General features: G+C 63.6%; 25 protein-coding genes and 1 pseudogene. 10 read left to right on the top strand and 16 right to left on the bottom strand.

Translation table 11 applies throughout. From position 1 onward, the window contains the following. The 3 genes and pseudogenes from Q0L30_RS08550 to Q0L30_RS08540 form a co-directional block, all read left to right on the top strand. A pseudogene (locus Q0L30_RS08550) lies at positions 1–765 on the top strand (hypothetical protein); the annotation flags it as partial. Continuing rightward, complete coding sequence (locus Q0L30_RS08545; RefSeq protein WP_296653830.1) at positions 762–1664, top strand: T6SS immunity protein Tli4 family protein; 903 nt, start codon at positions 762–764, stop codon at positions 1662–1664. The pseudogene Q0L30_RS08550 and the gene Q0L30_RS08545, both read left to right, overlap by 4 nt. Next, positions 1661–1873, top strand: coding sequence for a hypothetical protein (locus Q0L30_RS08540; protein ID WP_296653829.1), 213 nt, complete (start codon positions 1661–1663; stop codon positions 1871–1873). Before Q0L30_RS08545 ends, Q0L30_RS08540 begins: the two co-directional genes overlap by 4 nt. 97 nt (positions 1874–1970) lie before the next feature. Here Q0L30_RS08540 and Q0L30_RS08535 read toward each other — a convergent pair whose 3' ends face one another. The 3 genes from Q0L30_RS08535 to Q0L30_RS08525 all read right to left on the bottom strand — a co-directional run bounded on the left by Q0L30_RS08535 (position 1971) and on the right by Q0L30_RS08525 (position 5826). Continuing rightward, a complete protein-coding gene (locus Q0L30_RS08535; RefSeq protein WP_296653826.1) occupies positions 1971–4526 on the bottom strand; it encodes an EAL domain-containing protein in 2556 nt (851 codons plus the stop codon). 340 nt (positions 4527–4866) lie between these two features. Continuing rightward, positions 4867–5070 (bottom strand): DUF2892 domain-containing protein, encoded by a 204-nt coding sequence (locus Q0L30_RS08530; RefSeq protein WP_296653824.1) that lies wholly within the window; start codon positions 5068–5070, stop codon positions 4867–4869. Between the two features lie 300 nt (positions 5071–5370). Further along, positions 5371–5826 (bottom strand): hypothetical protein, encoded by a 456-nt coding sequence (locus Q0L30_RS08525; RefSeq protein ID WP_296653822.1) that lies wholly within the window; start codon positions 5824–5826, stop codon positions 5371–5373. A 246-nt stretch (positions 5827–6072) separates the two neighbouring features. Between Q0L30_RS08525 and Q0L30_RS08520 the strand changes: the two genes are divergently transcribed. Further along, positions 6073–6312 (top strand): hypothetical protein, encoded by a 240-nt coding sequence (locus Q0L30_RS08520; RefSeq protein WP_293040299.1) that lies wholly within the window; start codon positions 6073–6075, stop codon positions 6310–6312. A gap of 72 nt (positions 6313–6384) precedes the next feature. On the opposite strand, the gene Q0L30_RS08515 is transcribed toward Q0L30_RS08520, so the two are convergent. The 5 genes from Q0L30_RS08515 to Q0L30_RS08495 form a co-directional block, all read right to left on the bottom strand. After that, positions 6385–6783 carry a DUF3564 family protein gene (locus Q0L30_RS08515; RefSeq protein ID WP_296653815.1) on the bottom strand — a complete coding sequence of 133 codons (399 nt, stop codon included), beginning with the start codon at positions 6781–6783 and terminating at the stop codon, positions 6385–6387. A gap of 30 nt (positions 6784–6813) precedes the next feature. Next, entirely contained in the window at positions 6814–7077 is a 264-nt protein-coding gene (locus Q0L30_RS08510; RefSeq protein WP_296653851.1) for a c-type cytochrome, read from the bottom strand. Positions 7078–7483: 406 nt separating this feature from the next. Further along, complete coding sequence (locus Q0L30_RS08505) at positions 7484–8320, bottom strand: universal stress protein (RefSeq protein ID WP_296653811.1); 837 nt, start codon at positions 8318–8320, stop codon at positions 7484–7486. A gap of 124 nt (positions 8321–8444) precedes the next feature. After that, entirely contained in the window at positions 8445–9878 is a 1434-nt protein-coding gene (locus Q0L30_RS08500) for an MBL fold metallo-hydrolase RNA specificity domain-containing protein (protein WP_296653804.1), read from the bottom strand. Positions 9879–10168: 290 nt separating this feature from the next. Next, positions 10169–10321, bottom strand: coding sequence for a hypothetical protein (locus tag Q0L30_RS08495; RefSeq protein WP_296653801.1), 153 nt, complete (start codon positions 10319–10321; stop codon positions 10169–10171). 433 nt (positions 10322–10754) lie between these two features. Here Q0L30_RS08495 and Q0L30_RS08490 point away from each other — a divergent pair, with 433 nt between their 5' ends. The 3 genes from Q0L30_RS08490 (at position 10755) to Q0L30_RS08480 (ending at position 14353) form a co-directional block, all read left to right on the top strand. After that, on the top strand, positions 10755–12740 hold the full coding sequence (locus Q0L30_RS08490; protein WP_296653798.1) for a sigma-54-dependent Fis family transcriptional regulator: 1986 nt from the start codon (positions 10755–10757) through the stop codon (positions 12738–12740). Between the two features lie 355 nt (positions 12741–13095). After that, positions 13096–13788 carry an NnrU family protein gene (locus Q0L30_RS08485; RefSeq protein ID WP_296653795.1) on the top strand — a complete coding sequence of 231 codons (693 nt, stop codon included), beginning with the start codon at positions 13096–13098 and terminating at the stop codon, positions 13786–13788. 73 nt (positions 13789–13861) lie between these two features. Further along, positions 13862–14353 (top strand): flavodoxin family protein, encoded by a 492-nt coding sequence (locus Q0L30_RS08480; protein WP_296653791.1) that lies wholly within the window; start codon positions 13862–13864, stop codon positions 14351–14353. 33 nt (positions 14354–14386) lie between these two features. Here Q0L30_RS08480 and Q0L30_RS08475 read toward each other — a convergent pair whose 3' ends face one another. Both Q0L30_RS08475 and Q0L30_RS08470 read right to left on the bottom strand, forming a co-directional pair. Further along, positions 14387–16165, bottom strand: a complete 1779-nt coding sequence (locus Q0L30_RS08475; protein WP_296653789.1) for a cytochrome c biogenesis protein DipZ — start codon at positions 16163–16165, stop codon at positions 14387–14389. A 260-nt stretch (positions 16166–16425) separates the two neighbouring features. Further along, positions 16426–17343: a LysR family transcriptional regulator gene (locus tag Q0L30_RS08470; RefSeq protein ID WP_296653847.1), complete on the bottom strand. Its 918-nt coding sequence runs from the start codon at positions 17341–17343 to the stop codon at positions 16426–16428. 231 nt (positions 17344–17574) lie between these two features. Here Q0L30_RS08470 and Q0L30_RS08465 point away from each other — a divergent pair, with 231 nt between their 5' ends. Next, positions 17575–19860, top strand: coding sequence for an NADP-dependent malic enzyme (locus Q0L30_RS08465; protein ID WP_296653785.1), 2286 nt, complete (start codon positions 17575–17577; stop codon positions 19858–19860). 184 nt (positions 19861–20044) lie between these two features. On the opposite strand, the gene Q0L30_RS08460 is transcribed toward Q0L30_RS08465, so the two are convergent. The 4 genes from Q0L30_RS08460 to Q0L30_RS08445 form a co-directional block, all read right to left on the bottom strand. Beyond that, positions 20045–20803, bottom strand: coding sequence for an ABC-2 family transporter protein (locus tag Q0L30_RS08460; RefSeq protein WP_296653782.1), 759 nt, complete (start codon positions 20801–20803; stop codon positions 20045–20047). 1 nt (position 20804) lies between these two features. Beyond that, a complete protein-coding gene (locus tag Q0L30_RS08455) occupies positions 20805–21611 on the bottom strand; it encodes an ABC-2 family transporter protein (RefSeq protein ID WP_296653779.1) in 807 nt (268 codons plus the stop codon). Then, on the bottom strand, positions 21604–22512 hold the full coding sequence (locus Q0L30_RS08450) for an ATP-binding cassette domain-containing protein (protein WP_296653777.1): 909 nt from the start codon (positions 22510–22512) through the stop codon (positions 21604–21606). Before Q0L30_RS08450 ends, Q0L30_RS08455 begins: the two co-directional genes overlap by 8 nt. A 274-nt stretch (positions 22513–22786) precedes the next feature. After that, on the bottom strand, positions 22787–23542 hold the full coding sequence (locus tag Q0L30_RS08445; protein ID WP_296653775.1) for a helix-turn-helix transcriptional regulator: 756 nt from the start codon (positions 23540–23542) through the stop codon (positions 22787–22789). Between the two features lie 175 nt (positions 23543–23717). Between Q0L30_RS08445 and Q0L30_RS08440 the strand changes: the two genes are divergently transcribed. Beyond that, entirely contained in the window at positions 23718–24221 is a 504-nt protein-coding gene (locus Q0L30_RS08440; protein ID WP_296653772.1) for a hypothetical protein, read from the top strand. Positions 24222–24343: 122 nt separating this feature from the next. Continuing rightward, positions 24344–25036 (top strand): CBS domain-containing protein, encoded by a 693-nt coding sequence (locus tag Q0L30_RS08435; RefSeq protein WP_296653770.1) that lies wholly within the window; start codon positions 24344–24346, stop codon positions 25034–25036. Positions 25037–25211: 175 nt separating this feature from the next. Here Q0L30_RS08435 and Q0L30_RS08430 read toward each other — a convergent pair whose 3' ends face one another. Together Q0L30_RS08430 and Q0L30_RS08425 are read right to left on the bottom strand one after the other, a co-directional pair. After that, on the bottom strand, positions 25212–26186 hold the full coding sequence (locus tag Q0L30_RS08430; protein WP_296653765.1) for an alpha/beta fold hydrolase: 975 nt from the start codon (positions 26184–26186) through the stop codon (positions 25212–25214). Continuing rightward, the gene (locus Q0L30_RS08425; protein ID WP_296653763.1) at positions 26183–26326 is read right to left on the bottom strand and encodes a hypothetical protein; all 144 of its coding nucleotides are present in this window, start codon (positions 26324–26326) and stop codon (positions 26183–26185) included. The genes Q0L30_RS08430 and Q0L30_RS08425 overlap by 4 nt, the downstream gene beginning before the upstream one ends. Positions 26327–26353 lie beyond the last annotated feature (27 nt).

Below are 26353 nucleotides of genomic sequence, written 5' to 3'. Positions count from 1 at the left end.
CTGCTGCCGACGGCGGATTACAACGATGGCAAGCCGTGGCTGAAGGTGCGTGACAGGGCCAGTGGCCAGGAGATTCTGGCGCTGCCGCAGAAGGGGGATCCGTATGGCGAGATTTATTGCTCGCCCGAGTGGTACGGGCTGGTGCCGGAGGAGAACCTTGCACTTATGAATCCAGGGAAGAAGCGGGAGCAGGTGTCTGGAGACGAGATGCCCAAAGTAAACGCGTCGCGCCGGACGCTGAACAAAGTTCTGGATGGTGTAAGGAAATTCCATGAATCCATCCAGGGGAAGTACAAATCCCCGACCTACGCGCACTACGGCGCGCAGGGGCAGCGTGATGCGGACAAGGCCCGCGGTGGCATTGCGGGCACTGGCCTGCTGGAGAGCCGGCACCGCTTCAGTTGGGGCGAGGTGTCGTGGGAGGGGCATGGTCTGGACGGTCTGGACGCAGCCGGGCTTTCCATTGCCAGCGACGACCGCAAGGGCAGGCTCTTCACTGCCTCAGGCATTGAACTGACCATCGGCGAACCCGACTGCCCCGGAGACGGCACCGTCCCGGTGTATTCCGGCGCAGCGCCGGGCAAGGCCGGTATCACGATGAGTTTCGTCCACGGGCACGGCAACCCTGGGCGATGCAACGAACACTTCGGTTATGACCATCAGGGTAGTTACAGCGATGACCACGGGAGATCGCTGTACGCCACCATGTACGCCATCGTCAAGATCGCCCAGCAGGCCCGCTGGCACAAAAAGGAACCCAAATGAATCAAGGCTGGAGAACACGTGCAATCGGCAGGCATCTGGTCGATCTGCCCGGTGACGCAACCACCATCGAAACGTATTCGGTCAACCAGACCAGTATTGCGCTGCTGCCGGATATCACGACGCAGGGGAGTTTCGACCTCGTCGTCAATGAGCGGGAGCGGGAACGGCGTGCGGCCAGACATGACACGCACGGGAGCATGTTCGTTGAGCGGGTGCGCCATCCCAACGGCGCCATTACCCTTGTGTCATGGGACAGTGACTACTCGATTCTCCAGTATCACTTCGACTCCTACTACCGGGCTGGTACCAGGGTTTTGAAGTACTCAGGCACTGTTGATGACGACCGGAAGAAGCTGATACTGGATTTTCGTGAAAGCCTGTCGCACAAGTGGCGGGAAATCCCTTCCGGCGAGCTACCGGAGGGGATAGGTTTTGTTGCTGGCGACGTCATGCTGGCCTCCAAAAGTTTCAACCCGGAAAGATGGGAACTGAACATCCGGCTGCGCAACAAACCCGACGCCTGGTTCCGCCTGACTTCCTATGTGCACGAGCGCGACGAGCCTGAAGGCCTGCGCGCCCGCGCGGGCGGTGTTCTGCCTGCCCTGCTGGGCATGGTGGTGGGCGTGGGCCAGTTGCGCAACCGCGCGCGGCCAGTGGGCCCGATCAAGGCCGACGAGATTCTGGTGGCCGGTACCCAGGACGGAAAGCGGACCTACGGCTTCAAATGGGAGGCGCCTGGCAAGGCGTACTCGCTGGCCGAGCCGAACCTGAACCTGTCGTTGCGCGTTGGCGAGAGTGCGTACACCACGAACAGGGAATCGTTCGCCAACGACGGCGAGGCACTGGAACTGTGGGACGGGGTAGTGGAATCGATTCGCCTGCGCCCGGGGGCGGTATGAAGACGCTGTCTCGCCGGGAAATTATGAAGACGCTGCTTGCGGTGCCGGTTGCCGCGATGCTTCCTCGCATTTCGCTGGGCGCGCCGAACGTGATGACGGTGAACGAGGCCATGCGTTACCTGTGTGACGAGGTATTCACGTCGCCGCTTCAGAGGCGGCACGAATTGGTTTGCTTAGCCGGGCGCCGGGATAAAAAAGAATTCAATTGAATCAAGGCTGGAGAACGTGCGCAATCGGACGTTATCTCTGAGGCAGCGCGGTCGCATACCCATGTGCCGCTCCCGCGATCCGCCGCCTCAGCCGCCCTCACATCCCCGCAAGCGCCGCCTTGCTAGCATGATATTGACCCGGCGGCATCGGAAAAGCACTGCGCTGCCACGACAAAAGCTCGTTGACCCGTTCCGCGGGCGCGGGCCGGGCCAACAAAAAACCTTGCCCCTGATGGCAACCCGCATCCTGCAGGAACGCGAGTTGTTCCTGCGTTTCCACGCCCTCCATCACGACTTCGAGATCGAGCGCGCGTCCCATCGCCACAATCGCGCGAATGATCGCGCGATCCGCACTGTGCGCGTCGCAGCCGCTCAGGAACGATCGGTCGATCTTCAGCGTATCGACCGGCAGATCCTTGAGATACGCGAGCGACGAGTAACCTGTGCCGAAGTCGTCGATGGCGACGCTTACGTTGCGCGTCTCCAGTTCGCGCAGCAAGACGCCGATCTCCTCGCGCGTGTTCATCGTCGTGCTTTCGAGCAGTTCGAGTTGCAGGCGTTCGGGCGGCAACGCGGTTTCGCTGAGTATCCGCGTGAGGTCGGTCAGGAAGCTATCGGTGTGGCACTGCCGCGCCGACAGGTTGACCGCGATGCGGCCGAATTCGAGGCCCGCGTCGAGCCAGTTGCGCGCCTGTCTGCAGGCTTCCTGAAGGACCCAGCGGCCGAGCGGCACGATCAGCGCGGACTGCTCGACGATCGAGATGAACTTGTCGGGCAACAGCAGCCCGCGATGCGGGTGACGCCAGCGCAGCAGGGCTTCGACGCCGACGACGCGTCCACTCGAAAGATCGTATTGCGGCTGGTAGAACAGGCAGTATTCGTTTTGTTCGAGTGCGCGGTGCAGTTCGCCGACCAAATCGAGCTGAGCGATTGCCGACGACGTCATCTTGCTCTCGAAGAACTGGAACGCGTTGCAGCCCTGGTTCTTCGCGCCGTACATCGCCTGATCGGCGAGCATCATCAACTGCTCGGCTTCGGTGCCGTCGTCGGGATAGATGCTGATGCCGATGCTCGGCGTCGTGAAGATATCGTGCCCGTTGAGATCGATGGCCTGCCCGACCGAATTGAGCAGCGACTTCGCAATACGGCCCACGTCCCGCACGTCGTTGAATTCCTCCAGCACGAATGCGAATTCGTCGCCGCCAAGCCGTGCAACGGTATCGCTGTCGCGCACGCCCGCGGCGAGTCGCGCGGCCACCGTCTTCAACACTTCGTCGCCGGCATGATGGCCGAGCGTATCGTTCACGAGCTTGAACCGGTCCAGATCCAGATACATCACCGCGACCTGGCTTTTGCTGTGGCTCGCATGGATGATCGCGCGTTCGAGCCGCTCCTCGAACAGCGCGCGATTCGGCAGGCCGGTCAGTACGTCGTGGGTGGCGAGGTAGCGCAGCCGCTCTTCGTTCTGGCGTCGCTGCGTGATGTCCGAGAAGATGCCCGCATAGTGCGAGATGTTGCCCTCGGTATCGTGAATGCTCGTGATCGTGAGGTATTCGAGGTACAGCTCGCCGCTCTTGCGGCGGTTCCAGATCTCGCCTTGCCAGTGGCCGTTGGTGACGAGCGAGTGCCACATGTTCTGGTAGAACGACGCGTCCTGATGACCCGAGTTCAAAAGGCTCGGGCTGCGCCCGAAAACCTCTTCGTCCGAGTAGCCGGTCAGGCGCGTAAACGCCTGATTCACGCGCTCGATCTTGCCGTGGCGATCGGTCACCATGATGCCTTCGAGCGCGGAGTCGAACACGAGATCGGCCATGCGCAGATTGAAGCGGGCACGTTCGAGCGCTTCGTCGCGCTCGATCAGCGCGCTTTGCAGCTCGCTCAGATACTCCTCTTCGATGTTCTGCATGATGTCCGCAAAGCTCAGCACGGCTGTGAGACGGCCTTGGGGGTCGCGCACGCCGAGATGGCGGATATGCTGCTGCAACATGAAGCGCTGCGCGGCGTAAAGGCTCTGCGTGGCTGCCAGCGCCCGCAGCGGGCGGCTCGCATGGTCGCCGACCACGCCCGCGAGCGTTTCGTTCGCGATCAGCCGCACCACGTCGCGTTCGGTCAGGATGCCGTGCTCGCCGTTCGCATAGGTCACAACGACCGCATCGAGCTTGTTCCTGCGCATCGTAGCAATGGCGTCGTGCAGCGGAAACTGTTCCGGCACGACAACGGGCGCGCGCAGCTGAATCGATTCGAGCGATTTCAGGCGCAGGAAAAACTCCGCGCCCTGGTTGACGATGACGTCGGTTTGCGTGATCACGCCGATGCACGCGCCGTCTTTCACGACGCCGAAGTGGCGGATGCCAGACTGCTTGAAGCGGACCGCCGCTTCGCCCAGCGGCGTGTCGGCATCGAGCGTCAGCAGCGGGGCGCTCATGACAGCGCCGATCGGGAGATCGGGCGTGTTCGCATCCTCGCCCGCCAATAGCGCGTCCTGTTCGGTCCAGATGCCGACGGCACTGGCGCCTTCCATCACCACGATCGAGCTGCAGCCTTCGGCCAGGATGCGGCGCACGGCTTCACGCACCGAGGTGTCGGGCGTGCAGGTGAGCAACGGACGTGCGATCAGGCTCGAAATGGGAACGTGGTAGCTGCTCGTATACATTTTCTTGCGGACCCCAGGCGATTGATCAGGCGATTGATACCGGCGAGCCTTATCCAACATCGCCCGTCGCTGATTAGACCCATCGCGCCTCAACGGCGGGTGCGTCCCGAAACTTGAGTGTCAAGTTGTCGCAGGCGATCCGGAGATGTTGCGGGTCGATCCGGCTACGCGGCGGATGACAAGGGAAGGGCAGCGTGGCTCGAACGGATGATTTCGTCGTACCGCCACGCTGCAATGGTCCCGCATCAGGCTGTTTCGACGTACGCAGATGGCCTGCGCACGTCGCAGCGAGTGGGGCTGGTTGAGCGGGCTTTAAAGCGGGGCGGGCTTTAAAGCAGGCTCACTTCGAATCGGATTTGGACAGCGGACACGTCTTCAACCCAAGGAGGCGGTAGGCCGGGCACACGCGCACGAGGCCCGTGACGAGCGGCACGATGCCAATCCATCCCCAGACGCCGATGCGTCCTGTTGCGGCGAGGCCAATCAGGGCCAGCCCAATCACGATCCGGATAATCCGGTCGACGGTTCCGATATTTGCTTGCACAACAGTCTCCTTGCCAGAACGACGGGTTTCATACCGAAGGCGGGATGGACCGGCGAGCGCGTGCATTCGGCCTTCGAAGCGGGCGTTACCCGTCTAGTCTCGCCTGGCGCGCGAGACCGGATCCTGATGCAGCGTAAGGTTCCGTGAAATGACGACACGGACGTGCGTCTTGTGAGGCGCTGAGCGTCGCGGTTTCCCAACGCGCGCCGGGCGTGCCGCAGCGCGCAGCCAGCAGGTAGTCAGCAGGTAACCGGCAGCTAACCAGCAGGCAATTGGGCGCGAGACGTTCAGCGGGCGCGGTTAACGCGTGTGGTCCGGCACTGCCGGAGTTGGCGGGGCTTGAGGACGAACGAGATCGCCCCAGCCGAGCGGCGCGTACACCGTGCCGCCCACCAGTTCGACGTATTCGACGAACTTCTCGATCGTCGATCCGCCCATGATGAAGAGCGGCTTCGGCACCAGGTAGTTTTCGGTGCGCAGCCACGGAGCGTGGCCGGCGTTGATCGTTTCCACGCTGTACGCTGCGCCGTGCGCGCCGCTTTCCGGCCGCAGCAGCGGGCCGTCGAACGCGAGTTTCAGAATCTGGCCGGGTTCCCCGGCGTACGGTTCCCCGGCGTATTGCTCGTACGGTGCGCGCTCCCAGCCGTCGCCCCACTGCCGATTGAGGTCGAGCCGGGTGAAGAACGCCCATGTGTCGCGCACGAAGCAGAGGCGGTAGCGCTGCTTCACGCCGCTCAGATCGACACGCATGGCCATGACGTTGGCTCCTTGAATCGGGAAGAGACTCACTCGCTGCCGCACGCGAGCCGTCACTCCCCGCGTTGTACCCTGCCTGCCCGAATCGGCCCGGCAGCCGGTTCGGAGCGAACCGGAAAAGCGCGATTGATGCACATCAACCGCGCACGATCTGCCGGGTCTATGCTCAAATCGACAGCGTGCTCGCGAACGGCGCGCGGGTTCACCGCACGATCAGGGCGAGCTGCCTGCTATGGAGCGTGAGTCATGACTCTCAACGGAAACATCGACGCGGGGACGTGGAGCGTGACCGCGGAAAGCGTGCCGTCGCCGGAGGGCGGGTACGGTTGCCTGATTCACGTCGAGCACACAGGGCCCCAGGCGCAGTTCACTCACACGTTCACCCATCACAGCACGTTTGAAAACGAAACTGATGCCGTGCTGGACGGGTTGCGCGAAGGCATGCTGTGGATCGAACTGAAATCCCGTCACGCGTTTCATGTGTGACCTCATGTGCGAGAACATGTGCGAGTGATTCGCTGCTCCGCCCGCCTGCGTGCGCTGTCCGCTTGTGCCGGTTCACATGCCTTCGTCGGCGAACAGGCTGTCGGCGGCCACGCACTCCGTCGGGTCCACACACTGAACATGCCATCTGCCTTCTTCCCTCTCGGCCTGGTCGGCCCGGTCGTGCCGGCTGTGCTGGTCGTGGGTAAGCCAGCGAATTGCGCCGGTTTCGCCTTCGAACGGACCGCCCGGGGACGCAAGATCGAGTCCTTCCAGCACACATAGCGGCTCTTCGTCGCTGCCCGCCAGCAGGCAGGTGCCGTCCGACGCGTGCCCCGCATGCCCCCAGGGCGGCACGCCGCTGCCGACATGACCTTCGCGGGACCACTTGCCCGATTGCGTGTCGAGCCAGACGATGGCGCAGGCGTCGGGGTTGTGGCGATCGTAGCGGTCCAGATGAGCGGTGATGCGCATAATGGCACTCCGAAAATGAAAGTCGTCGGTTTATTGGCTCAATACCCACTGTACGAGCGTGTGGGCATCGTCGCGGGAAAGCGGGCCGCCTCGCTGTTCGGGCGGCGGCATCGGCGTGTCGCCCCAGTGCGCACGACCGCCGGTCAGTAGCTTGTGTTCGAGCATCGCGCTTGCGTCGGGCGTCTTGCGGTAGCGTTCGGCAATTTGACGAAACGACGGCGCGAGAAAAGCTGCATCCATGGTATGGCAGAACATGCAGTGTTGCGCGTTGACGAGCTGTGTCGGTTCGGGCAATTGCGCGAAAACATGCGCGCAGACAAGCGCGGCGGCGAATGCCGCGGTGGCGAGCGGCCACCTGCGACGTGCGCGCCGCGTCTCTGCGCGGGCAACTGGCCGGTCGAGGCCGGGAAACGTGCGGCGCATCGTGGGTTCTCCGTGGGTTTTCCGCTTATGGTCCGGAAATTGGTCTGGAAACTGGTCCGGCAAAACGGTCGCTACGCGGCGACCCCCTGTTCGCTGGCGTCGAGCGGAACGAGTATGCGTGAGTACACCGTGTATTCCTCCGACCAAATAATCGTTGGCCCAGCGGGCCGTCACGTCGTCGACGGCCGTTGGCGTTTTATACGTTTCGTTTCGTTTCGCTTCGTCTCGCTTCGACGTTGCACACGCCGCAGCAAAGCCGCAGCGAGCGTCCGGCCGTTCAATGCGACATCAGCACCGGCACCGTCGCCGAATCGACGATCGTGCGGGTCACGCCGCCGAGCACGCGCTCTTTCCAGCGCGCATGTCCATACGCGCCCATCACGAGGAGATCGTAGCCTTCCCCGGCGGCGAAGGAGAGAAGCGCGTCGCCGCTGGTTTCGTCGATGTCGTTGCGAAGTTCAGCGTAGCTGGCGTTCACGCCGTGCCGTGCGAGCGTCGCCGTGACATCGGTGCCCGGCGCGCGCACCGGCGCGCCCGAGCCCGGTGTGTTGATGCGCACGACGGTGACTCGTTGTGCGCCGGCGAGAAGCGGCATGGCGTCGTAAAGCGCACGTGCCGACTCGCGGCTGCCGTTCCATGCCACGAGTACGCGCGAGCCCACCGCTTCGTGGTGCCCCGCATACGGCAGCATGAGCACCGGCCGGCCCGACGCCATCACGACGGACTCGGGAAAACGGTCGGCGATATAGGTTTGCGGGTCGTCCGGGTCGTCCTGCCCGAGGATGACGAGATCGGCGTAACGGCAGTGCGCGACGACCGATGGCTCGGCGGACTGCGACGCCGCAATCCATTCGCCTTTCACCCCGGCGCGCTGCAACTCCGCGCGAAAGATCCGCTCGGTTGCGCCGCGCTGCTCTTCGTGGAGCTTGCGCTGCGTTTCGAACCAGCTGGCCGAGCCAGCCATGGCATGGAACCCCCGTGGGTCCGGCATGAAGGTCGCGAACAGTCCGGTGAGATGCGCATCGAACCGGCGCGCGAAGCGCAGGGCGATTTCGAGCCGCGCCTGAACGCGATTGCTCGTATCGAGGTGAACCAGCAGGGTTTTGTAGGTCATCGCGGCAACTCCTTTTGTAGCGCACGAAGTGCACGAAACGCACGAACGGGGCAAGCGGTTACGGTGGGCGCGGTGTGCGTGGTGGGCGCCGTTACGGTGATGCCGGTCTGCAAAGGTGCGCGCCTCATACCGATGCAGATCCGGGTTGTGCGGGCAGCGCGGTTTCGCGGGCGGCGCAGGGTTGATCGCACTGCGCGGGCTCAGGCAAGTCTACCGATTCCAGGTAGCCCGGCACCTCGCAGCGCCAGCCCAGTGTTTCGGTGATGCGCCGCCGCAGCGCGTCCGCCGCCGCAGGTTCGCCGTGCGTGACGAAGGTGCGCAGCGGCGGGCAGGTCAGGCCGCCGAGCCAGCGCAGCGTTTCGCTGTAGTCCGAGTGGGCCGATAGCGACGAGATCGCGGCGACTTCGGCGCGCACGCTCACGTATTCGCCGTGCAGCTTGATGGTGGGCGCGTGCGCCGCGAGTGCCGCGCCGCGCGTGCCGGCGGCCTGATAGCCGACAAGCGCGATCGTGTTGCGCGGATCGGGCGCGTAGAGCGCGAGGTGGTGCAGCACGCGGCCACCGGTCGCCATGCCGCTGCCCGCGATGATCACCATCGGCCCGCGATGCCCGGCAATCGCCTTCGATTCTTCTACGGTGCGCGCGGTGAACGTCGCATGGTCGATGGCGTGCAACTGCGAGAGCGTGAGACGGTGCTCGCGCATGTGGCGGCGGTACAGGCCGGTCACGCTGATCGCCATCGGGCTGTCGAGATAGACCGGCACGCTCGCCATGCGTCCGGTTTCCTTGAGGCGCGCGATGTAATACAGGATTTCCTGGGCGCGCCCCACGGCGAAGCACGGCATCACGACGATGCCGCCGCGCGCGAAGGTGCGCGCGAACATCTGCGCGAGTTCGTCCTCGGGATCGCTCGCGGCGTGCAGGCGGTCGCCGTAGGTCGACTCGACGACGAGATAGTCGGCATGCGCGGGCGCGAGAGGCGCGCGCATCAGCGGATCGTTGAGGCGGCCGAGATCGCCGGAGAACGCCACTAGCGTGTGGTCGCAGGACAGCACGACGCTGGCGGCGCCGAGAATATGGCCTGCGGGCAGCAGCCTGAAGCCGAGCCTGGCGCCGAGCGCGGCGGGCGCATCGAACTCGTGCGGGCGGATGAGGCGAAGCGCGCGCTCGGCGTCTTCGACCGTGTACAGCGCCAGCGCCGGATGGTGTTTCGAGTAGCCGTGACGGTTGGCGAACGCGGCTTCCTCCTCCTGCAGCCGTGCGCTGTCGTGCAACATCACCTCGCAGAGATCCGCCGTGCCGGGCGTGCAGTAGACCGGGCCGCGAAAGCCATCGCGTGCGAGCACGGGCAGGTAGCCGCAGTGGTCGATGTGCGCGTGGGTCAGGATGACGGCATCGATCGAGCTGGCGGGCACGGGCAGGGGCGCCCAGTTGCGCTGACGCAGGTTTTTCGTGCCCTGGAACATGCCGCAGTCGATCAGCACGCGCTTGCCGGCTGCGTCCAGCAGATAGCGTGACCCCGTTACGGTTTCCGCCGCGCCCAGAAACGTGAGTTTCATCGTCGACTCCCAGTCACGCGCCGCAGCGGCGCCATGATTCGATTGGAGCATGTATGGGCGCGGGCTCTTTGACGCGGATCATGTCTTGAGCGAGGTGCTACATCGGGCCGCGCCCGTTGCCGCGCATTGCATATGCGCGTCGCACTTTTATTGCGAGGTGCGCTTGCGCTGTTTGTCCGGCTGCACGCGCGGAATCGGTATTGCGGGTTTTGTTGCAGGCGCAGCGGTGTGCGCAACGTGCAACGTGACGACGACGGGCCGGAAGCACAGTTACTCGCTGCTATTTGCCGTTATAAAAAATGGGAGTCCGAATCATATGCAATGGCGCGACGCAGAAAATCCCTAATTACATCGTTGCCATTTTCGAGCGATTTCACCTGCTCCTTTTCGCAGATGGGGTTATCGATGCGGCGCGCGCGGAACGGGGCGAAAATAGCGGCCATGTGCAACAGCGCGTGGGCATCGGAGTGAGCATGGCGGTGAATGCATTTCCGCGGCGATCCAGACGAGTCGAATTCTGATGGTCGTGCTTTTTGCGCAATGCGGCGTGCCGCGTGTAATGCGCTTGTATGGAACCGGCTATGCGAACTTTGCGCCGCGGAAATTCGCACACACGTACCGTTCGTCGTGCGGATGCCGAACGACCGAAGACTCGGGGTGAGTCCGAATAGCTGGTCGACGCGGATTCCTGTAAAAGACACAAGGCGTTTACACGTTTATGTACCGCGCGTGCTGCCGGCCGATGTCTTGCCCCGCGCGCGTTCCATGCCGATTTACGGATCTGGCGCTTGCGTTGATCGACGCCAATAATCCGGTAAAAATCCGGCAAAAGTCCGGAAAGAATCCGGCAAGGTGCTGGGCCATCTGGAGGAAATCATGCTCGAAGCCATTCAACCAGTCGACGGGCACGCGGCTGTGCGGCCTGCTGGCTGGCCCGCGCTATCGATCCGGAAGGCGCACGAACGTTCGGAAACCTTCGGATTGTGCGCATCGGCGCGCCCCGACTACGACATCCTCTCGAACACGGGACTGACGCTTAAGCGCGAGCAGAACCGCGTGTTGTGCGCGCATGCGATGCCCGTGATGGAGACGCTGCACGAGCAGATCATCAACACGCAGAGCATGATCGTGCTGACGAACGCCGAGGGCCTGATTCTCCATTCGATCGGCGACGACGATTTTCTGCAGCGCGCGGAGAAAGTCGCGCTGCGTGCAGGCGCGAACTGGGCCGAAAACCGGCAGGGCACGAATGCGATCGGCACGGCGCTCGCCGAAGGCTGCGCGATGGTGGTCCACGGCAAGGAGCACTATTTCGCCGCGAATCGTTTCCTTACCTGTTCGAGCGTGCCGATTTTCGATCCCTATGGCAACGTGGTCGGCGTGCTCGACGTGACGGGCGACCACCGCAGCTATCACCCGCACACCATGGCGCTCGCGAAGATGTCCGTGCAGATGATCGAGAATCATCTGTTTACGACGACCTTTCAAGAGACGTTGCAGGTGTCGTTTCATGGCCGCGCCGAATTCCTCGGGACGTTGATGGAAGGCATCGTTGCGTTCACGAACGATGGCCGCTTCCTCTCTGCGAACCGCAGCGCGCAATTCCAGCTCGGCATGCCGCTGGCGGCCTTGCGGGCGCATACGTTGTCGTCGCTGTTCCAGCTGACGAGCACGCAACTGATCGACCGTGCGCGCGGGAGCCACGAGTCGCACATTACGTTGAACCTGAACAACGGCGCCGTCGTGCGCGCACGCGTGCAGTTCAGACGCGCGCCGCTCGGGGGGGCACAGCGCCTTGCCGACACCCACGTCAGCGCGGAGCCCGTTGCGCGCGCCGTCGTCGCGCAGTCGGCTGCGGGTCTGTCGCGGCTTGCGTACCTCGATACCGGCGACGCGCAGGTGGCATCGGTCATCGCGAAGGTCCGCAAGGTGAGCGGCAAGGACATCCCGATTCTGATCACCGGCGAAACCGGCACCGGCAAGGAACTGCTGGCCAACGCGATCCACAACGATTCGCCGCGTCGCGACGGGCCGTTCGTCGCGGTCAACTGCGCGTCGATTCCGGAGTCGCTGATCGAATCCGAACTGTTCGGCTACGAAGAGGGCGCGTTCACCGGCGCACGGCGCAAGGGGGCAGTCGGCAAAGTATTGCAGGCCAACGGCGGCACGCTGTTTCTCGACGAGATCGGCGACATGCCGTACCCGTTGCAGGTGCGTCTTTTGCGTGTGTTGCAGGAGCGGCTCGTCAATCCGCTCGGGTCGACGCGGACCATCGCCGTCGACATCGCGATCATCTGCGCGACGCACCGCGATCTGCGCGAACTGATTGCGCAGCACCGTTTCCGCGACGATCTCTACTACCGGCTCAACGGCCTCGTGGTTCGTTTGCCGCCGCTGCGCGAGCGCACGGATCTGTCGATCGTGATCCAGAAAATGCTCCAGCGGGAATCGGCGACGTGCGCGGGCACACAGCCGCTCAGCGTCGCGCCCGACGTGATGGCGCTGTTCACGCGCTGCACGTGGCCGGGCAACTTCCGGCAACTCGGCAACCTGCTGCGCACGGCGGCGGCAATGGTCGACGACGATGGCGAGATCCGGCGCGAGCATCTGCCCGAAGACTTCTTCGAGGACCTGTCCAGCAACGGTGCGCAGGAACCCGCTGCCCCGGCGCCGCGCGCCGCCGATGCGATGATTGCGCAGGGCGAACGCCTGCAGGATGTCGCCGCGTCGGTCATCGCTGCCGCACTCGCGCGCCACGGTGGCAATGTGTCAGCCGTAGCGCGCTCGCTCGGGGTATCGCGCAACACGATCTATCGCAAGATGTCCACCGTGACGCAAAACCAGACGCCTGACGATGCCTGACGCGCTTGTTCGCGCGTTTCTATCTTTTCCGGCGTAGCGGCTTCGCCGTTCCCGATCCCGCCGGCCATCACACGGATGTTGCATCCCGCAACATCCGTTTCCTCTTCCGCAGTGTCGATCGGCCGGGCGCGCCGCTGCGCGTTGTTTGCGCGCGCGCACGCACCGCACGCATCTAGCTGCGAGACGTTGCAAAGAAGACGTTCTCATTCCGGCGTATCCTCTATGCCGACGCGTCCGCCCGCTGCGCTCGCACAGCTTCATCCATCTTCATGCACACGGGCGGACGCACAACGGACACAACGGACACAACAGACACAACCGACACAACTACGCAACGACGCAAGGAGGCGGGCCAATGGGAAGCATGACTTCAGTGACGGCGGCGGCAGTCGCGTTCGTGGGTACCCATTTCATCTTGTCCCACCCACTGCGCAAGCCGTTGGCTGGCGCGATCGGGGAACGGGGATTCCAGGGCGTCTATTCGCTGGTGGCGTTCCTGACGTTTGGCTGGCTCGTATACGCGTTCAGGCGGGCCCCGGTTACCGCGCCGCTATGGCCGGTCGGGGACGTTCTGTGGGCGATTGCGAGCGTCGTCATGTTGATCGCGTCGATCCTCCTGATGGGCTCGCTGATTCGCAATCCGGCACTGCCCACTGGCGGGCGGCCCGCCCCGTTTCCCGAAGTGGCGCGCGGCGTATTCGCGGTGACGCGCCACCCCATGATGTGGTCGTTGGCACTCTGGGGGCTTAGCCATATCGCCGTGTTTCCGGTGGTTAAAAACGTCGTGCTCGGATCGGCTATCGTGATCCTCGCGCTCGTCGGCTCGGCGTTGCAGGACCGCAAGAAGGAACAGCTTCAGCCCGAACTCTGGCCGGCATGGGAATCGAAAACGAGCTATTGGCCATTCGCGGCGGTCCTCGCCGGTCGCGCGCGGCTGGGCGGCTTCGGCATGCACTCGCTCGCTGGCGGCCTCGTTGTCTGGCTGGTCGCGACCTGGGCGCATATCCCGCTCACCGGCTGGGCCGCGGGCATCTGGCGCTGGCTGTAGTGATCACCCCGGCGATCACCCCGACCATCGCGCCACGGCGCAAGAAGCGCTGCCGGACCGTGGAAAAACACGCATGAAAACGCTGTTGATCGTTTATCACTCGATGACCGGGGGAACGCAGCAGATGGCCGAGGCTGCCGCCCAGGCGGCGCGCGAGCAGCCGGGCGTCGACGTCCGGCTGCAACGCGCGGACGCGACGCGCGCCGACGACGTGCTCGCCGCGGACGGTTATCTGTTCGCGACGCCGGAGAATCTCGCGGCGATGTCCGGCATCATGAAGGACTTCTTCGACCGCACCTACTACGCGGTGCTCGACCGCGTGAATGGCCGCCCGTACGCGGCCATGATCTGCGCGGGCAGCGACGGCCAGAACGCATTGCGCCAGATCGATCGCATCGCGACCGGCTGGCGGCTGAGGAGCGTGGCGCAAGGGCTGATCGTGTGCACGCATGCCCAAACGCCGGAGCGCATTCTCGCGCCGAAGACGCTCGGCGCCGATGATCTCGCGCAGTGCGCCGAACTTGGTGCGGGCCTTGCGGCGGGTCTCGCGCTCGGCGTGTTTTGACGTATTCAGCCTGCGCTCGGGTGCACGCGCGTTTTAGCCGAACGTGAACGAATACGCGCGCACGCCGGGGTCGAGAAACCGGATCTCGAACGTACGGTCGACGACGGCGTCGCGCTGCCGGATCAACTGATACAGCCGCTGTTCCGTGACGACGCCGTTGCCGCCGGCATCGACGTCGGTGCCGTGGTTCGCACCGGGCGGCGCGCCGTCGATGCTCACGCGGAACCGCACCGGCTCGCCGCCGGCAGACGGGCCGAGCACCAGATGCAGATCGCGCGCGCGAAACCGGAACACGATGCCGCCGCCCGCGCGATCGAGGTCGGTGTGCTCGGCGCCGAGCGTCCACGTTCCCACGAGCGCCCACTGGTTCAGGTCGAGCGGCCCGGCGGCGTAACGGTGCGGCTGGTCGGCGACAGGATTGCCGGGCGATGCGAAGCCGTGTGCGCGCTCGTAGCCGAGATACGTCTCGGGCGACTGTATTTCGCTCATCGCGGGCGGCGCTTCAACGCCCGTGCCCGTATTGGCGACGAATCCGCCCGGCAAATTCTTCGCACCTGCTTCGGTCAGCAGCGCGCGAATAACCTGTTCCGATTCCGCGTAATTCCCCTCGCCGAAATGATGATGGCGAATCTGGCCTTGCGCGTCGATGAAGTAGTGCGCGGGCCAGTAATCGTTGTTGAACGCGCGCCAGATCGCGTAGTTGTTGTCGATGGCGACCGGATAGTCGATCTTCAGATCGGCGACGGCGCGGCGCACGTTGCCGATGTCCTTTTCGAACGCGAATTCCGGTGCGTGCACACCAATCACGACGAGGCCCGACGCGCGGTATTTGTCGGCCCACGCCTTCACATACGGCAGCGTGCGCAGACAGTTGATGCACGAGTAGGTCCAGAAGTCGACGAGCACGACCTTGCCGCGCAGATCCGCAGACGTGAGCGGCGGCGAATTGAGCCATTGCACGGCGCCGTCGAGCGGAGGCAGCGTCCCTTCCACGGGTAGTGCCGCGTTGTCCGATGCCTTTACCGCGAGCGGCGACGTGTTGCGCGCTGCGAACGCGGCAGCGCCTTCTTGCGGGCCGTGGTGCGCCGGGTGAAAGCGGTCGAGCAGCCCTTGCTCGATTTGCGTCGTGCTGGCGAGCGAGACGCGCGACAGCACGCCGGTATCGACGCGCAGCGCAATCGCCGCCACACCCGCGAGCACCGCGATGCCGAGCGCGCGCCGTACCCATTCGCTCACGCCGAGCGAGCGCTTCATCGCCGCGAGCACCTTGCCGCCGACGGCAAGCGCGAGTGCAAGCGACGTAGCCGCGCCCGCGGCATAGGCGAACAGCAGCAGCGAGGTGCGTGCGCTCGCGCCTTGCAGCGCGGCACCGGTCAGGATGAGACCGAGAATCGGCCCGGCGCACGGCGCCCACAGCAGGCCGGTTGCCACGCCCAGCAGCAGCGACGAACCAATGCCCGATCTAGTTTCCCGCGCTTGTCCGGCGGAGTCGGAGAGCCGCGCGCCGAAGGCGACGAGCGGGCGCGTGAGCTTCTCGGCGAGCGTGGGCACGAGCAGTGTGAGGCCGAACAGCGCGAGGAGCGCGAGCGCGGCGATGCGCCCGTACTGATTCGCCGCGACAGCCCAGCCGCCGCCCACGGCAGCGAGCGCGCCGACCGCGCTGAACGACAGCGCCATGCCCGCGAGCAACGGCAGGCCGCTTTGCAGGAACGGCTTGCCCGTGCGGGCGAATACGAAAGGCAATACCGGCAGGATGCACGGGCTGACGATGGTCAGCACGCCGCCGAGCCAGGCGATCAGGAAAAGAGCCATGGTGCGAGTCTCCATTGCAGGGAGCGCCGCGCGGGGGGGGCGTCGCGATCCGCAAGCGTTCGAAGGGATGAACACCTTGCGCCGCCGAATATTCCCGCGCGGTTCCTGCGCAGTTCCCGCGCGGTTTCCGCTCAGTTTCTGCCCGGTTCCCGCATGCCGCGCGGGGGAGGAGGCAACTGTTCGCAGGCGTCGACGCTCGTACGTGTTAGTTCGACTGGAGACGCGCCGCGGTTACAGCCGGACGAGCAAGACGTCATGGCTTACGCCGTCCACCTGGTTTCCGCTTGCAGATACAACTCGCGCAGCGACTGCCCGAACGCCGCGCCCACTTCGCGCGTCATCCCCTCGCGCGCAAACATGGCGACGGGCGGCAGCGTCCAGCTGAGCGAATACGGCACGATCGCCACGCCCGTCAAATGCACGAGTTCCTCGGCGATATCGGCGGGCACGATCGACACCGCGTTTTCGTTCGCGACGATCATTTCGCCGATCAGCCGCGACGTGTAGCTCTCGACAATCGGCACCGGCGGCGCGACGCCCGCTTGCAGAAAGATGTCCGCGATCTGCTCGCGCATGGGCGTGTGCGGCGCACCGAGAATCCAGTCGAGTTCGAGCAGCTTGTCGAGGCCAAGGCGCGTGCGCGCGAGCCGCGCAGCCAGCCGCCGGCTGGCAATGAGCCGCGGCTTCTGCTGATACAGCACTTCGAAACGCAGTTGCGTGAGATCGACTGACGAAGATGCGCGTCCAATCACGATATCGAGCGTGTGATCGCGTAGCAGCAGCATGAGTGCCTCGCTCGTGCCTTCGTGGATCGTCATCGTGAGCCGCTGCGACAGGCGTGCCTGCGTGCGCTGGATCGCCGAGGCGAGCGTGCGCCCGGAGATGAACGGAATCACGCCGATTTGCAGCCGCGTGGCATGGCCCGCCACGACGGCTTCGATGTCGCGGGCGAGATGGTCGAGGTCGTTCAGCATGGCTTCGGCGCGCGCGAGCACGACGTTGCCGAGCGCGGTGGGCGTCATGCCGCGCGACGAACGCTCGAAGAGCGCGCCGCCGAACATGCTTTCCATTTCAGCGAGCGCGTTGGTGACGGCTGGCTGGCTGGTGGCGACCTGCTCGGCCACGCGGGTGAGCGAGCCGTACTGGCGGATCTGCAGCAGCAGCGCCAGGTGGCGCATTTTGAGGCGCGTGTTCAGGCGCCGGGTGAGTTCGTCGGGACTGAAAGTCGTCACGGAGTTAAATCAAAAACGAGGCAAAAAGCGGGATGCAGGGGCACGATAGCCGCCAAGTATCACGAAAAAGTGATGGGGCTATAGTAAATCAAAATTTGAAACTTATGGCGACTGCCTAAAATCGCGTCATTCGACCCTTGCCGGGGCGCTCCCGGCACCCAAAAACGAGTGAGAAATATGAACCAGACCGATCGTCAGGCCGCTCTCGAGTACCACCAGTATCCGACCCCCGGAAAGATTTCGGTCACGGCGAGCAAGCCGCTCGTCACGCAGCGCGACCTCGCGCTCGCCTATACGCCGGGCGTCGCGGTGGCCTGCGAGGAGATCGCCGCCAACCCGCAAGATGCGTTCAAGTACACGAGCCGCGGCAACCTCGTGGGCGTCATCACGAACGGCACGGCCGTGCTGGGCCTCGGCAACATCGGCCCGCTCGCGGCGAAGCCGGTGATGGAGGGCAAGGCGGTCCTGTTCAAGAAGTTCGCGGGCATCGACGTGTTCGACATCGAAGTCACCGAATCGGACCCGGACAAGCTCGTCGACATCATCGCGAGCCTCGAAGCGACCTTCGGCGGCATCAACCTCGAAGACATCAAGGCGCCGGACTGCTTCACGGTCGAGCGCAAGCTGCGCGAGCGCATGAAGATTCCGGTCTTCCATGACGACCAGCACGGCACGGCGATCACGGTGTCGGCGGCGTTCCTCAACGGCCTGAAGGTCGTGGGCAAGGATATCCGCGAGGTCAAGGTCGTGACGTCGGGCGCGGGCGCGGCGGCGCTCGCGTGCCTCGACCTGATGGTCGATCTCGGCTTGCCGGTCAAGAACGTCTGGGTCACCGACATCGAAGGCGTGGTCTACCAGGGGCGCACGTCGCTGATGGACCCGGACAAGGCGCGCTTCGCGCAGGAGACCTCGGCGCGCACGCTTTCTGACGTGATCGAGGGCGCCGACGTGTTCCTCGGCCTTTCGGCGGGCGGCGTACTCAAGCCGGAAATGGTGAAGAAGATGGCGGCGAAGCCGCTGATCCTCGCGCTGGCGAACCCGACGCCCGAGATCTTCCCGGAAGTTGCGCTTGCGGCCCGCGACGACGTGGTCATGGCGACGGGCCGTTCGGATTTTCCGAACCAGGTGAACAACGTGCTGTGCTTTCCGTACATCTTCCGCGGGGCACTGGATGTGGGCGCAACGACCATCACGCGCAACATGGAAATCGCGGCGGTGCGCGCGATCGCACAGCTTGCCGAAGAAGAGCTGAACGACTCGGTGGCGGCGGCGTATGGCGCATCCGATCTGCGCTTCGGCCCGACCTATCTGATCCCGAAGCCCTTCGATTCGCGTCTGATTCTGCGCATTGCCCCGGCAGTGGCGAAGGCCGCCATGGAAGACGGCGTGGCGACGCGCACCATCGACGATTTCGAGGCCTACCGGAACGAACTCCAGCAGTTCGTCTACCACTCGGGCTCGTTCATGAAGCCGGTGTACGCATTGGCCAGGCAGTTCGTGCGCGAGGGCGGCAAGTCGCGCATCGTGTTCGCCGAAGGCGAGGATGAGCGCGTGCTGCGCGCGGCGCAGGTGATCGTCGACGAAAAACTCGCGCGTCCGATCCTGATCGGCCGCCCGGAAGTGCTGCTCGCGCGCATCGAGAAATTCGGCCTGCGCCTGCGGCTGGGCGAAGACATCGAAGTGACGAATCCCGAATACGACGAGCGCTTCCATCAGTACTGGACGACTTACTGGGAACTGCGCTGCCGCGACGGCATTTCGAAGGAAATGGCGCGCGTGGAATTGCGCCGTCGCCTCACGCTGATCGGCGCGATGATGGTGCGCCTCGGCGATGCGGACGGCATGGTGTGCGGCTCGGTGGGCGCGTATCACGATCATCTGCGCTTTATCGATGAAGTGATCGGGAAAGCGCCTGGCGCGAACACCTACGCGGCGATGAACATCCTGCTGCTCGACAAGCGCACCGTGGCGCTCGTGGACACGCACGTCAACGACAACCCGAACGCGCAACAGATCGCCGAATTCACGATCGAGGCGGCGCGGCAAATGGCGTGGCTGAACCTCTGCCCGAAGGTCGCGCTGCTGTCGCGCTCGAACTTCGGCTCGGGCAGCTCGGCATCGGGTGTGAAGATGCGCGAAGTGCTCAAGCTCGTGCACGAAGCGGCGCCCGATCTGGAAATCGACGGCGAAATGCACGGCGACTGCGCGCTCGACGAATCGCTGCGTGAGCGCATCCTGCCGCATTCGCGCCTGAAGGGCTCGGCGAATCTGCTCGTGTGCCCGAACGTCGACTCGGGCAATATCGCCTATAACCTGCTCAAGACGAGCGCGGGCAGCAATGTCGCGGTGGGACCGTTCCTGCTGGGCGTGAATGCGCCGGTGAATATTCTTACGTCCAGCTCGACGGTGCGCCGGATCGTGAATATGGCGGCGCTGACCGTGTTGCAGGCTAATCGCGATTGAGTGTTGTTAGTTTGATTCGTGGTTGATTGTGATTGATTGTTGTTGATTTTGGTTGAGGAACGGCGGTGCGCGAAAGCGGCCGCCGTTTTTGTTTGGGGTGTGAGGAGGGCTGGGGGTAAGGGCGGTTGTGAAGCGAGGCACGGCGGATTGCTGAGGGGCGCGCTTCCTTTAATCCGCACCGATATTAGCCGCCGGGAAAGCTGAACGTTCGCATCACGCGCGATTCGATGATGTGATGGGAAACGGCTAGCACGGCCGTGCCCACGGTGAGGATCACTGCGACGCGATACTCGCCGGTAATCAGGATCGCGCCTGCTGCATTGGCGCTGAACAGCAAGGGCAAGCCTATGCCGAGCGCAATTTGCCACACGCCACTTGGCATCACGCTCGAGGGCAGGAAGACCATGCGGCTCAGCTCGGACACCATGAAATCCGCCGGGGCCACCCGTTGCGTCACCAGCGCGGTTAGCGAGATCACCGCGAACACCACGATGATGGAGACGACGCCAACTACCAGCGCTGCGAGACCGCCTATCCAGGCTTCCAATGGGCGATGAGGCTGCGGATCGATGAGGGGCCAGCAGCACAGCAGCACGACGACAGGCACCAGAAATCCCGGCTCAGACCAACGCAACAACTGGAGTGCGCGGCGCCCCAGCGGCATGATCAACACGGGATCCAGTAGCCCTCGGACCAGTCGCTGATAGTACTGATGGATCGAGCAGATGAAGCATTCCGCCGTTAGCGTCACCATCGTCGCAATATAAAACACGAAGATCGCCTGTTCCCGGGTCCAGCCGTTGAGCGTGTCCGTGTAGGTGAACACCGTATACAGGTAGAACAAGGTCAGTATCTGCGTGACGATCTGGATGGAGATATAGGAGACGTAATTCGCCAGGTAATGAATCTGCCTGGCAAAGGCTTTTTCAACGAGCACCAGCATGTCAGCCTCCGCCGCCGGTGTAGGTATTGATGGCCCGGCGCCACATCGCCTTGATGACGAACATGAACAGCAGGATGTAAAGCATCGCGACACCCAGCGCGACAGCGCCGGCATGCATGTCGCCGCTGATGATCAGGGATGCCGGTGCGGCAATGAAGTACTGGAACGGATTGAACGCCATAAGCGGGCGAATGAACTCCGGCCAGTAGCTCGGCGGAATGATCGCGCCGCCCAGGAACGCGGTGATTGTGGTCAGGCTGGCCAACACGAAATCGGCCTGCATCAGCCAGAACGTGAGGATGCCCAGAATGATGCCGATGCAGAAACTCAAGGCAGTGCCTGCCAGCAGGAAGCCGATGATCAACAGCCCGTAACCGACCAGCCCGGTGGACGTCCGGGACAGCGCCGCAGGGTTGTTCAGCCAGTAGACAACACACAGAATGAGCACGGGTATCGCATACAGCACGCCGCCGCCCAGGTAAGCCGCGAATTTCTGCCCGATATAGTTGACCGGTCTCGCCAGCTGGGTCTCAAGGCGCCCCTCGATGATGTCCTCGGAGATTTCCTGCACCAGGTCGTAGCAGTTGTTCAGGCGGGACAGGTAGATTGTGAAGGCGCAGTAGTAGAGAAGCTTTTCCAGCGTGAACCCATGTATTTCCTCGTGCGCGCCGTAGACCGCGCTCCAGACGAAGAGCTGAATCAGGAAGGCGACGCCCGTCGCAATGAAAAAATCGACGAACAGGACGCCGCGATCCACTAGCAGGACGCGAAGTCCATTGATGGCGAAAGGGCGAAGCCGATCAATCATCTTCGTCTCCCATACTGTTCACGAGCGCGGTGCTACAGAGCGTGCGCTCCTCGTCGTGGGTCATGCCACGCGCCCTGAAGGTCTCGATGAGGCGGGATTCCAGCAGGCCGCCGTTATCTCGGGACACGCCGAACTGCCTGAGCAGTTCGTCCATGGCCTTGACCTGGAACACGTTGCCGCCCTGAATGAACGCGATATGCGTGCAGCAGGCCGTCAAGTCAGTCACGTCGTGCGTCGTGAGCAACGCGGCAACCTGCCGTTCCGCGACAACGCGATTGATCAGCGTCCGGAGCTGTTGCCTGGACTCCATGTCCACACCGATCGTGGGTTCGTCCAGCAGCAGAACGCGAGGGCGATGCGCCAATGCCAGCACCACTTCGCATTTGATGCGCTCGCCAAGACTCAGCTGGCGCACCGTCCGGTCCATCAGCGTGTCAACGTGAAGCATGCCCGCAAAGAGGGCGACATCCTCGCGAAACGCCTCGACGGGCACGCGATAGATGCGTCGGATCGCATCGAACGAGTGCTGTACGGGTAGATCCCACCAGAGGGATGTCTTGTGCCCGAACACCGCGGCGATCTGGGAGAGAAAGTGCGACGACAGACTGGACGGCTCATGCCCAAGCACTGAAATCCTGCCGGAAGAAGGCTTCAGGATGCCGGTCAGCAGCTTGATCATGGTGGATTTGCCGGCCCCGTTCGGGCCGACCAACCCCAGGCACTCGCCGGCGCGAATCTGGAAATTCACCTCGGTGAGTGCCGCATGCGTGTCGAAGGTCGGCCGTAGCAGTTGCCGCCACAGCGGACCCTCGTGACGACGGGTCCGATAAATGCGGCTGACACCAACGGCGTCGACTGCCACGATGCCGCGCTCCGTTCCGCGCAGGAATTGTTGGCTCATTTATAAAATGTGTAGTCCGAAAAGACGGGGTGCTGAATCTATAGAAAATATATTTAGACTTTGTGTCGTTGGCGAATCACAGGCCAATTCGATCCGGTGGTCATCGCCGATGAGGCCCAGGTCGTTGTGGCAGGAAGCTCACGGAACGGCTGAACTCGACATGAAAAGAAGCGGAAGGGAACTACTCAGTAGTTGCCGGTTCACCGCAATGATGCCTGGGAAGCTTGATGATGCGTGAGTTCCGCCGCGATTCGTATAACCATCACCGATACCATCAGGGTAAGTGCCCGAGCCAAAGCGACGTCAGTTCGGCCCTGTTATGCACTCCGAACTTGGCATAAATCGATTTGATGTGGATGTGCGTCGTATTCGGACTCTGGCGCAGGAGTGCCGCGATGACCTTTTCGTGTTTCCCGTCCAGAAGCTCCAGCAGCACCTTGCGTTCCGTCGCCGTGAGCGGCGCCGTGGCGATCAGCAGTCCGTGGCTGAGAACCTGTTGCCGGTAGAACCAGCGTAGCCCGCGCAAGGCGAGGCCGAAAGGCTCCTTGTCGGTGGATACGAATCGCGGCGCCTCTGCGCTACGGAAGATAAAGATGTGCACGCGGACATCTTCGTTGAGCGCGCAACGCATTGACATGCTGTCCGCGTGGCCGACGGCCAAATAATGTCGCCGGTAATGCGGGCCGTCGAACCACTCGGCCGGAAGCGCCTCAAAGAGCAGCCTGATCCGGAATGCCTCATTGCCGGCCATGGCGAGGATCTGTGAAATGTCCAGGGTCTTCGACCACAACGCGTCGAATTGCTCCTGAACGGATTCTGCAACCTGCGCGAGCGGGTTGAGAAGCCTGATGATGCGCGGGCGCCAGCCATTCAACGGATCTCCCGAATCAGGACCCGGCAGGCGAACGACCACCGACCAAAGTGCGTTCTGCGCGCCGAAGATCGCGCAGAGCCGCGACAGCAGATGACCAACGGCGGCATCGCCGTCACCGGCCGCGAAGTCCGCGAGTTCATCCCAGAGTGCGAACATCGATTCGTCAGGTTTTATGTCCGAAGTGGACGGGACAGTTGCCGTCGGCACGGGCTGGGCAGGGCTCACGCGATCACCTATTCAGGTTATGTTCTGGCGCCAGCGAATAACCTACGATCCCGCATAAGATCCTGGCCGCATTGTCGTGCAGGGTGACCATTACAGCCACAAATCCATGGACCAGACCTTTTCGTCGAAGGAAGGGGATCACATCATGAATTCTGTACTGAAAGCCGGTCGTCAGGCAGCGAAGCGTCATCCCGTGCATCTCGCCGGACTCGTCGTAATTGTAGGCGTTGCTTTGGCCAGTCTCCATGCTCTGCAAACACAGACAACGGAGCGGGGCGCTGCGGGACGCGCTGGCGCGAGTTACGAAAGGGCGTGGGCGGCGGTGGCGGCCTCGGGCGACGCGGGGAGGTTTGTCGCCTCGAACTATCGGACGTGCATTGAAGCCGACGCGAACCCCGCTACGACGGACGGGTGGATCAGCATCGTTCACTCGCCCGAGGACACGGCGGCACAATGCGGCCTGAATACCGTCTCGCTTGCGGCGGCGAAAGGTGACGCATTTGTCGTACAGGTGAAGAACGTGATCCGAAGCTTGCCCGTGCAACTTGCCGTGCATGACCAACCAGTTCGAACGCTCCGATGGTTCGTTCCTGACTATGGATCCATGTGATGCGCTGAGGGTGAGGGCGAAGTTGTCCTCCTCGCAGGGCAGTCTGCCGCCAGGGCGACTGCCGAAACCCTGCGTCGGGCGCAACACATGGAGACCCGTCGCTGCACCGTGAAGGAATGAGCATGCGCGCATTCGACATCATGACGACGTCCGTCATTACCGCCACACCCGACATGACGATCCACGAAGCTGCACGACTGTTCGTCGACAACCATATCGGCGGCATGCCGGTTGTCGACGAGAACGGACAGGTTGTGGGCATTGTCAGTCATCGCGACCTGCTGCATCGCGTCGAGAACGGCACCGCGCGCAGCAAGCGCCCGTGGTGGCTCGAAGTGCTTGCGTCGTCCTCTCGCGATCAGGCAACGCGGTATGTGAAAGAGCACGGACGTCTGGTAGGCGACGTGATGTGCAACAAGGTGATTTCGATCTCTGAAGGCATGACTCTCCAGCAGATCGCGGAGCTCATGGACCGTCGGCACCTGAAACGCGTGCCGGTGTTGAGGAACGGCAAGCTTGTCGGGATCGTGTGCCGCGCCAACCTGATTCGTGCGCTCGCGCGCGTCGAACCGGTCCGGGGCGGGCAAACGTCTGACGATGCGAGCCTTCGCGACGCGATCGTTCGGGAAATGCGCGGACAGCGCTGGGGATTGCCGAAACAGGGCGTGCTCGTCAAGGATGGCGTCGCGTATCTGTGGGGCGTTATCGCGTCCAGCGAGGAAAAGCGCGCGATCCGCATCGCCGCCGAGGGCGTGCCCGGCGTCAGGCACGTCGAGAGCCACTTGAAGTCTCCGCGTGCGATGCCGACGCTGTAGCGCGCGCTCAGGTGCAACGCATGTGCGGATCGGTCGTCCTGGTACGCACCGCTGCGACGCCCGCTTCCAAACTGCGGACGTCGCTCGCTCCGTCGAGTTAATCGGCGATTAAATCGGCGGGACATATCCCGGACCGCCGCCTTACGCGGCGCATCGCGCCGCGCGATTTTCCACGTCACCCATCGAGTTCGTTCAGGAAGGCGAGTAGCAACCGGCTCACTTCCTGGGCACGCTCTCGCTGCAGCCAATGGCCCGCGCCTTCCAGCACGTGAGCACCGCGCAACCCCGGCAGCACTTGCGGCAACGCAGCGACGCGCTGCTGCATGCCTGGAGACCTGAGTACATCGTCGCGCGAGCCGCCGATGAAAAGCGATGGCTGACGAATCGGGCAACCATGCCAGGGGGCGAGTAGTTCCGCGCTCTTGCGGATCGCGCGGTACCAATTCAATCCGCCGCGAAAACCCGTGCGTTGAAACTCCCCGACGACATAATCGAGGTCGTCCTGAAGAAGCCATACCGGCAATACTTCGGGGTCGACGGTGTTGTCGAGAATGCCTGCGCCCGGCTTGAGGATGCCCGCGACGATGCTGCCCGGGCCGTCGCCTGACATGCTGAACATGAAGCGGCGCATGGTTGCGGCCACATCGGCCTGAAGCTCCGCCTCAGCCACACCCTCCTGCTGGAAGTACTGCATGTAGAAGGTCGTCACGCCCTGCCGTTCGAGGGCAGTCAGCAAGTCGGCCTTCGCGGGCGGGACATAGGGAACGCTCAGGCCGACGACGGCACGGAAGACATCGGGACGTAGCAGCGCACTGTGCCAGGCTGCGGGTGCACCCCAGTCGTGGCCCACGATTACCGCCGAACCGGCGCCGAGCACCCTGACCAGTTCCACCATGTCGCCTGCGTGGTGCAGCATCGTGTACTGTGCAGGGTCGGCCGGCGCGTCAGTCCCGCCGTAGCCGCGCATGTCCGGCGCCGCAGCGCGGTAGCCCGCCTTCGCGACCGCAGCCATCTGCGCGCGCCAGGATACCCACGACTCCGGAAATCCGTGGCAAAACACCACGAGCGGCCCATCGCCCTGCAGCGCGACGCGCATGCGGATGGCGCCGACCTGCAGCGTTTCGAGCTTTACCTCGCGTGGGCCGCTCACGCTGCCTCCGCTGTTGCCAGCAATTGCGCAATACGTTGCGCCGCATTCGCGCGGGAAGCGCGGTCAATGTACAGCGTGTCCGGATCGGCGGCGGGTTCGCCCATTCCTGTCACTAAGTAGCCGGACTCCATCGATGCCATGTCACCCTCCCTGGTGGAAGCCGTTAA

Source organism: Paraburkholderia sp., assembly GCF_024281035.1.
Classification (GTDB): Bacteria; Pseudomonadota; Gammaproteobacteria; order Burkholderiales; family Burkholderiaceae; genus Paraburkholderia.
The sequence above is the reverse complement of the archived record's forward strand: the minus strand, read 5'-3'. Positions and strand labels throughout refer to the sequence as shown.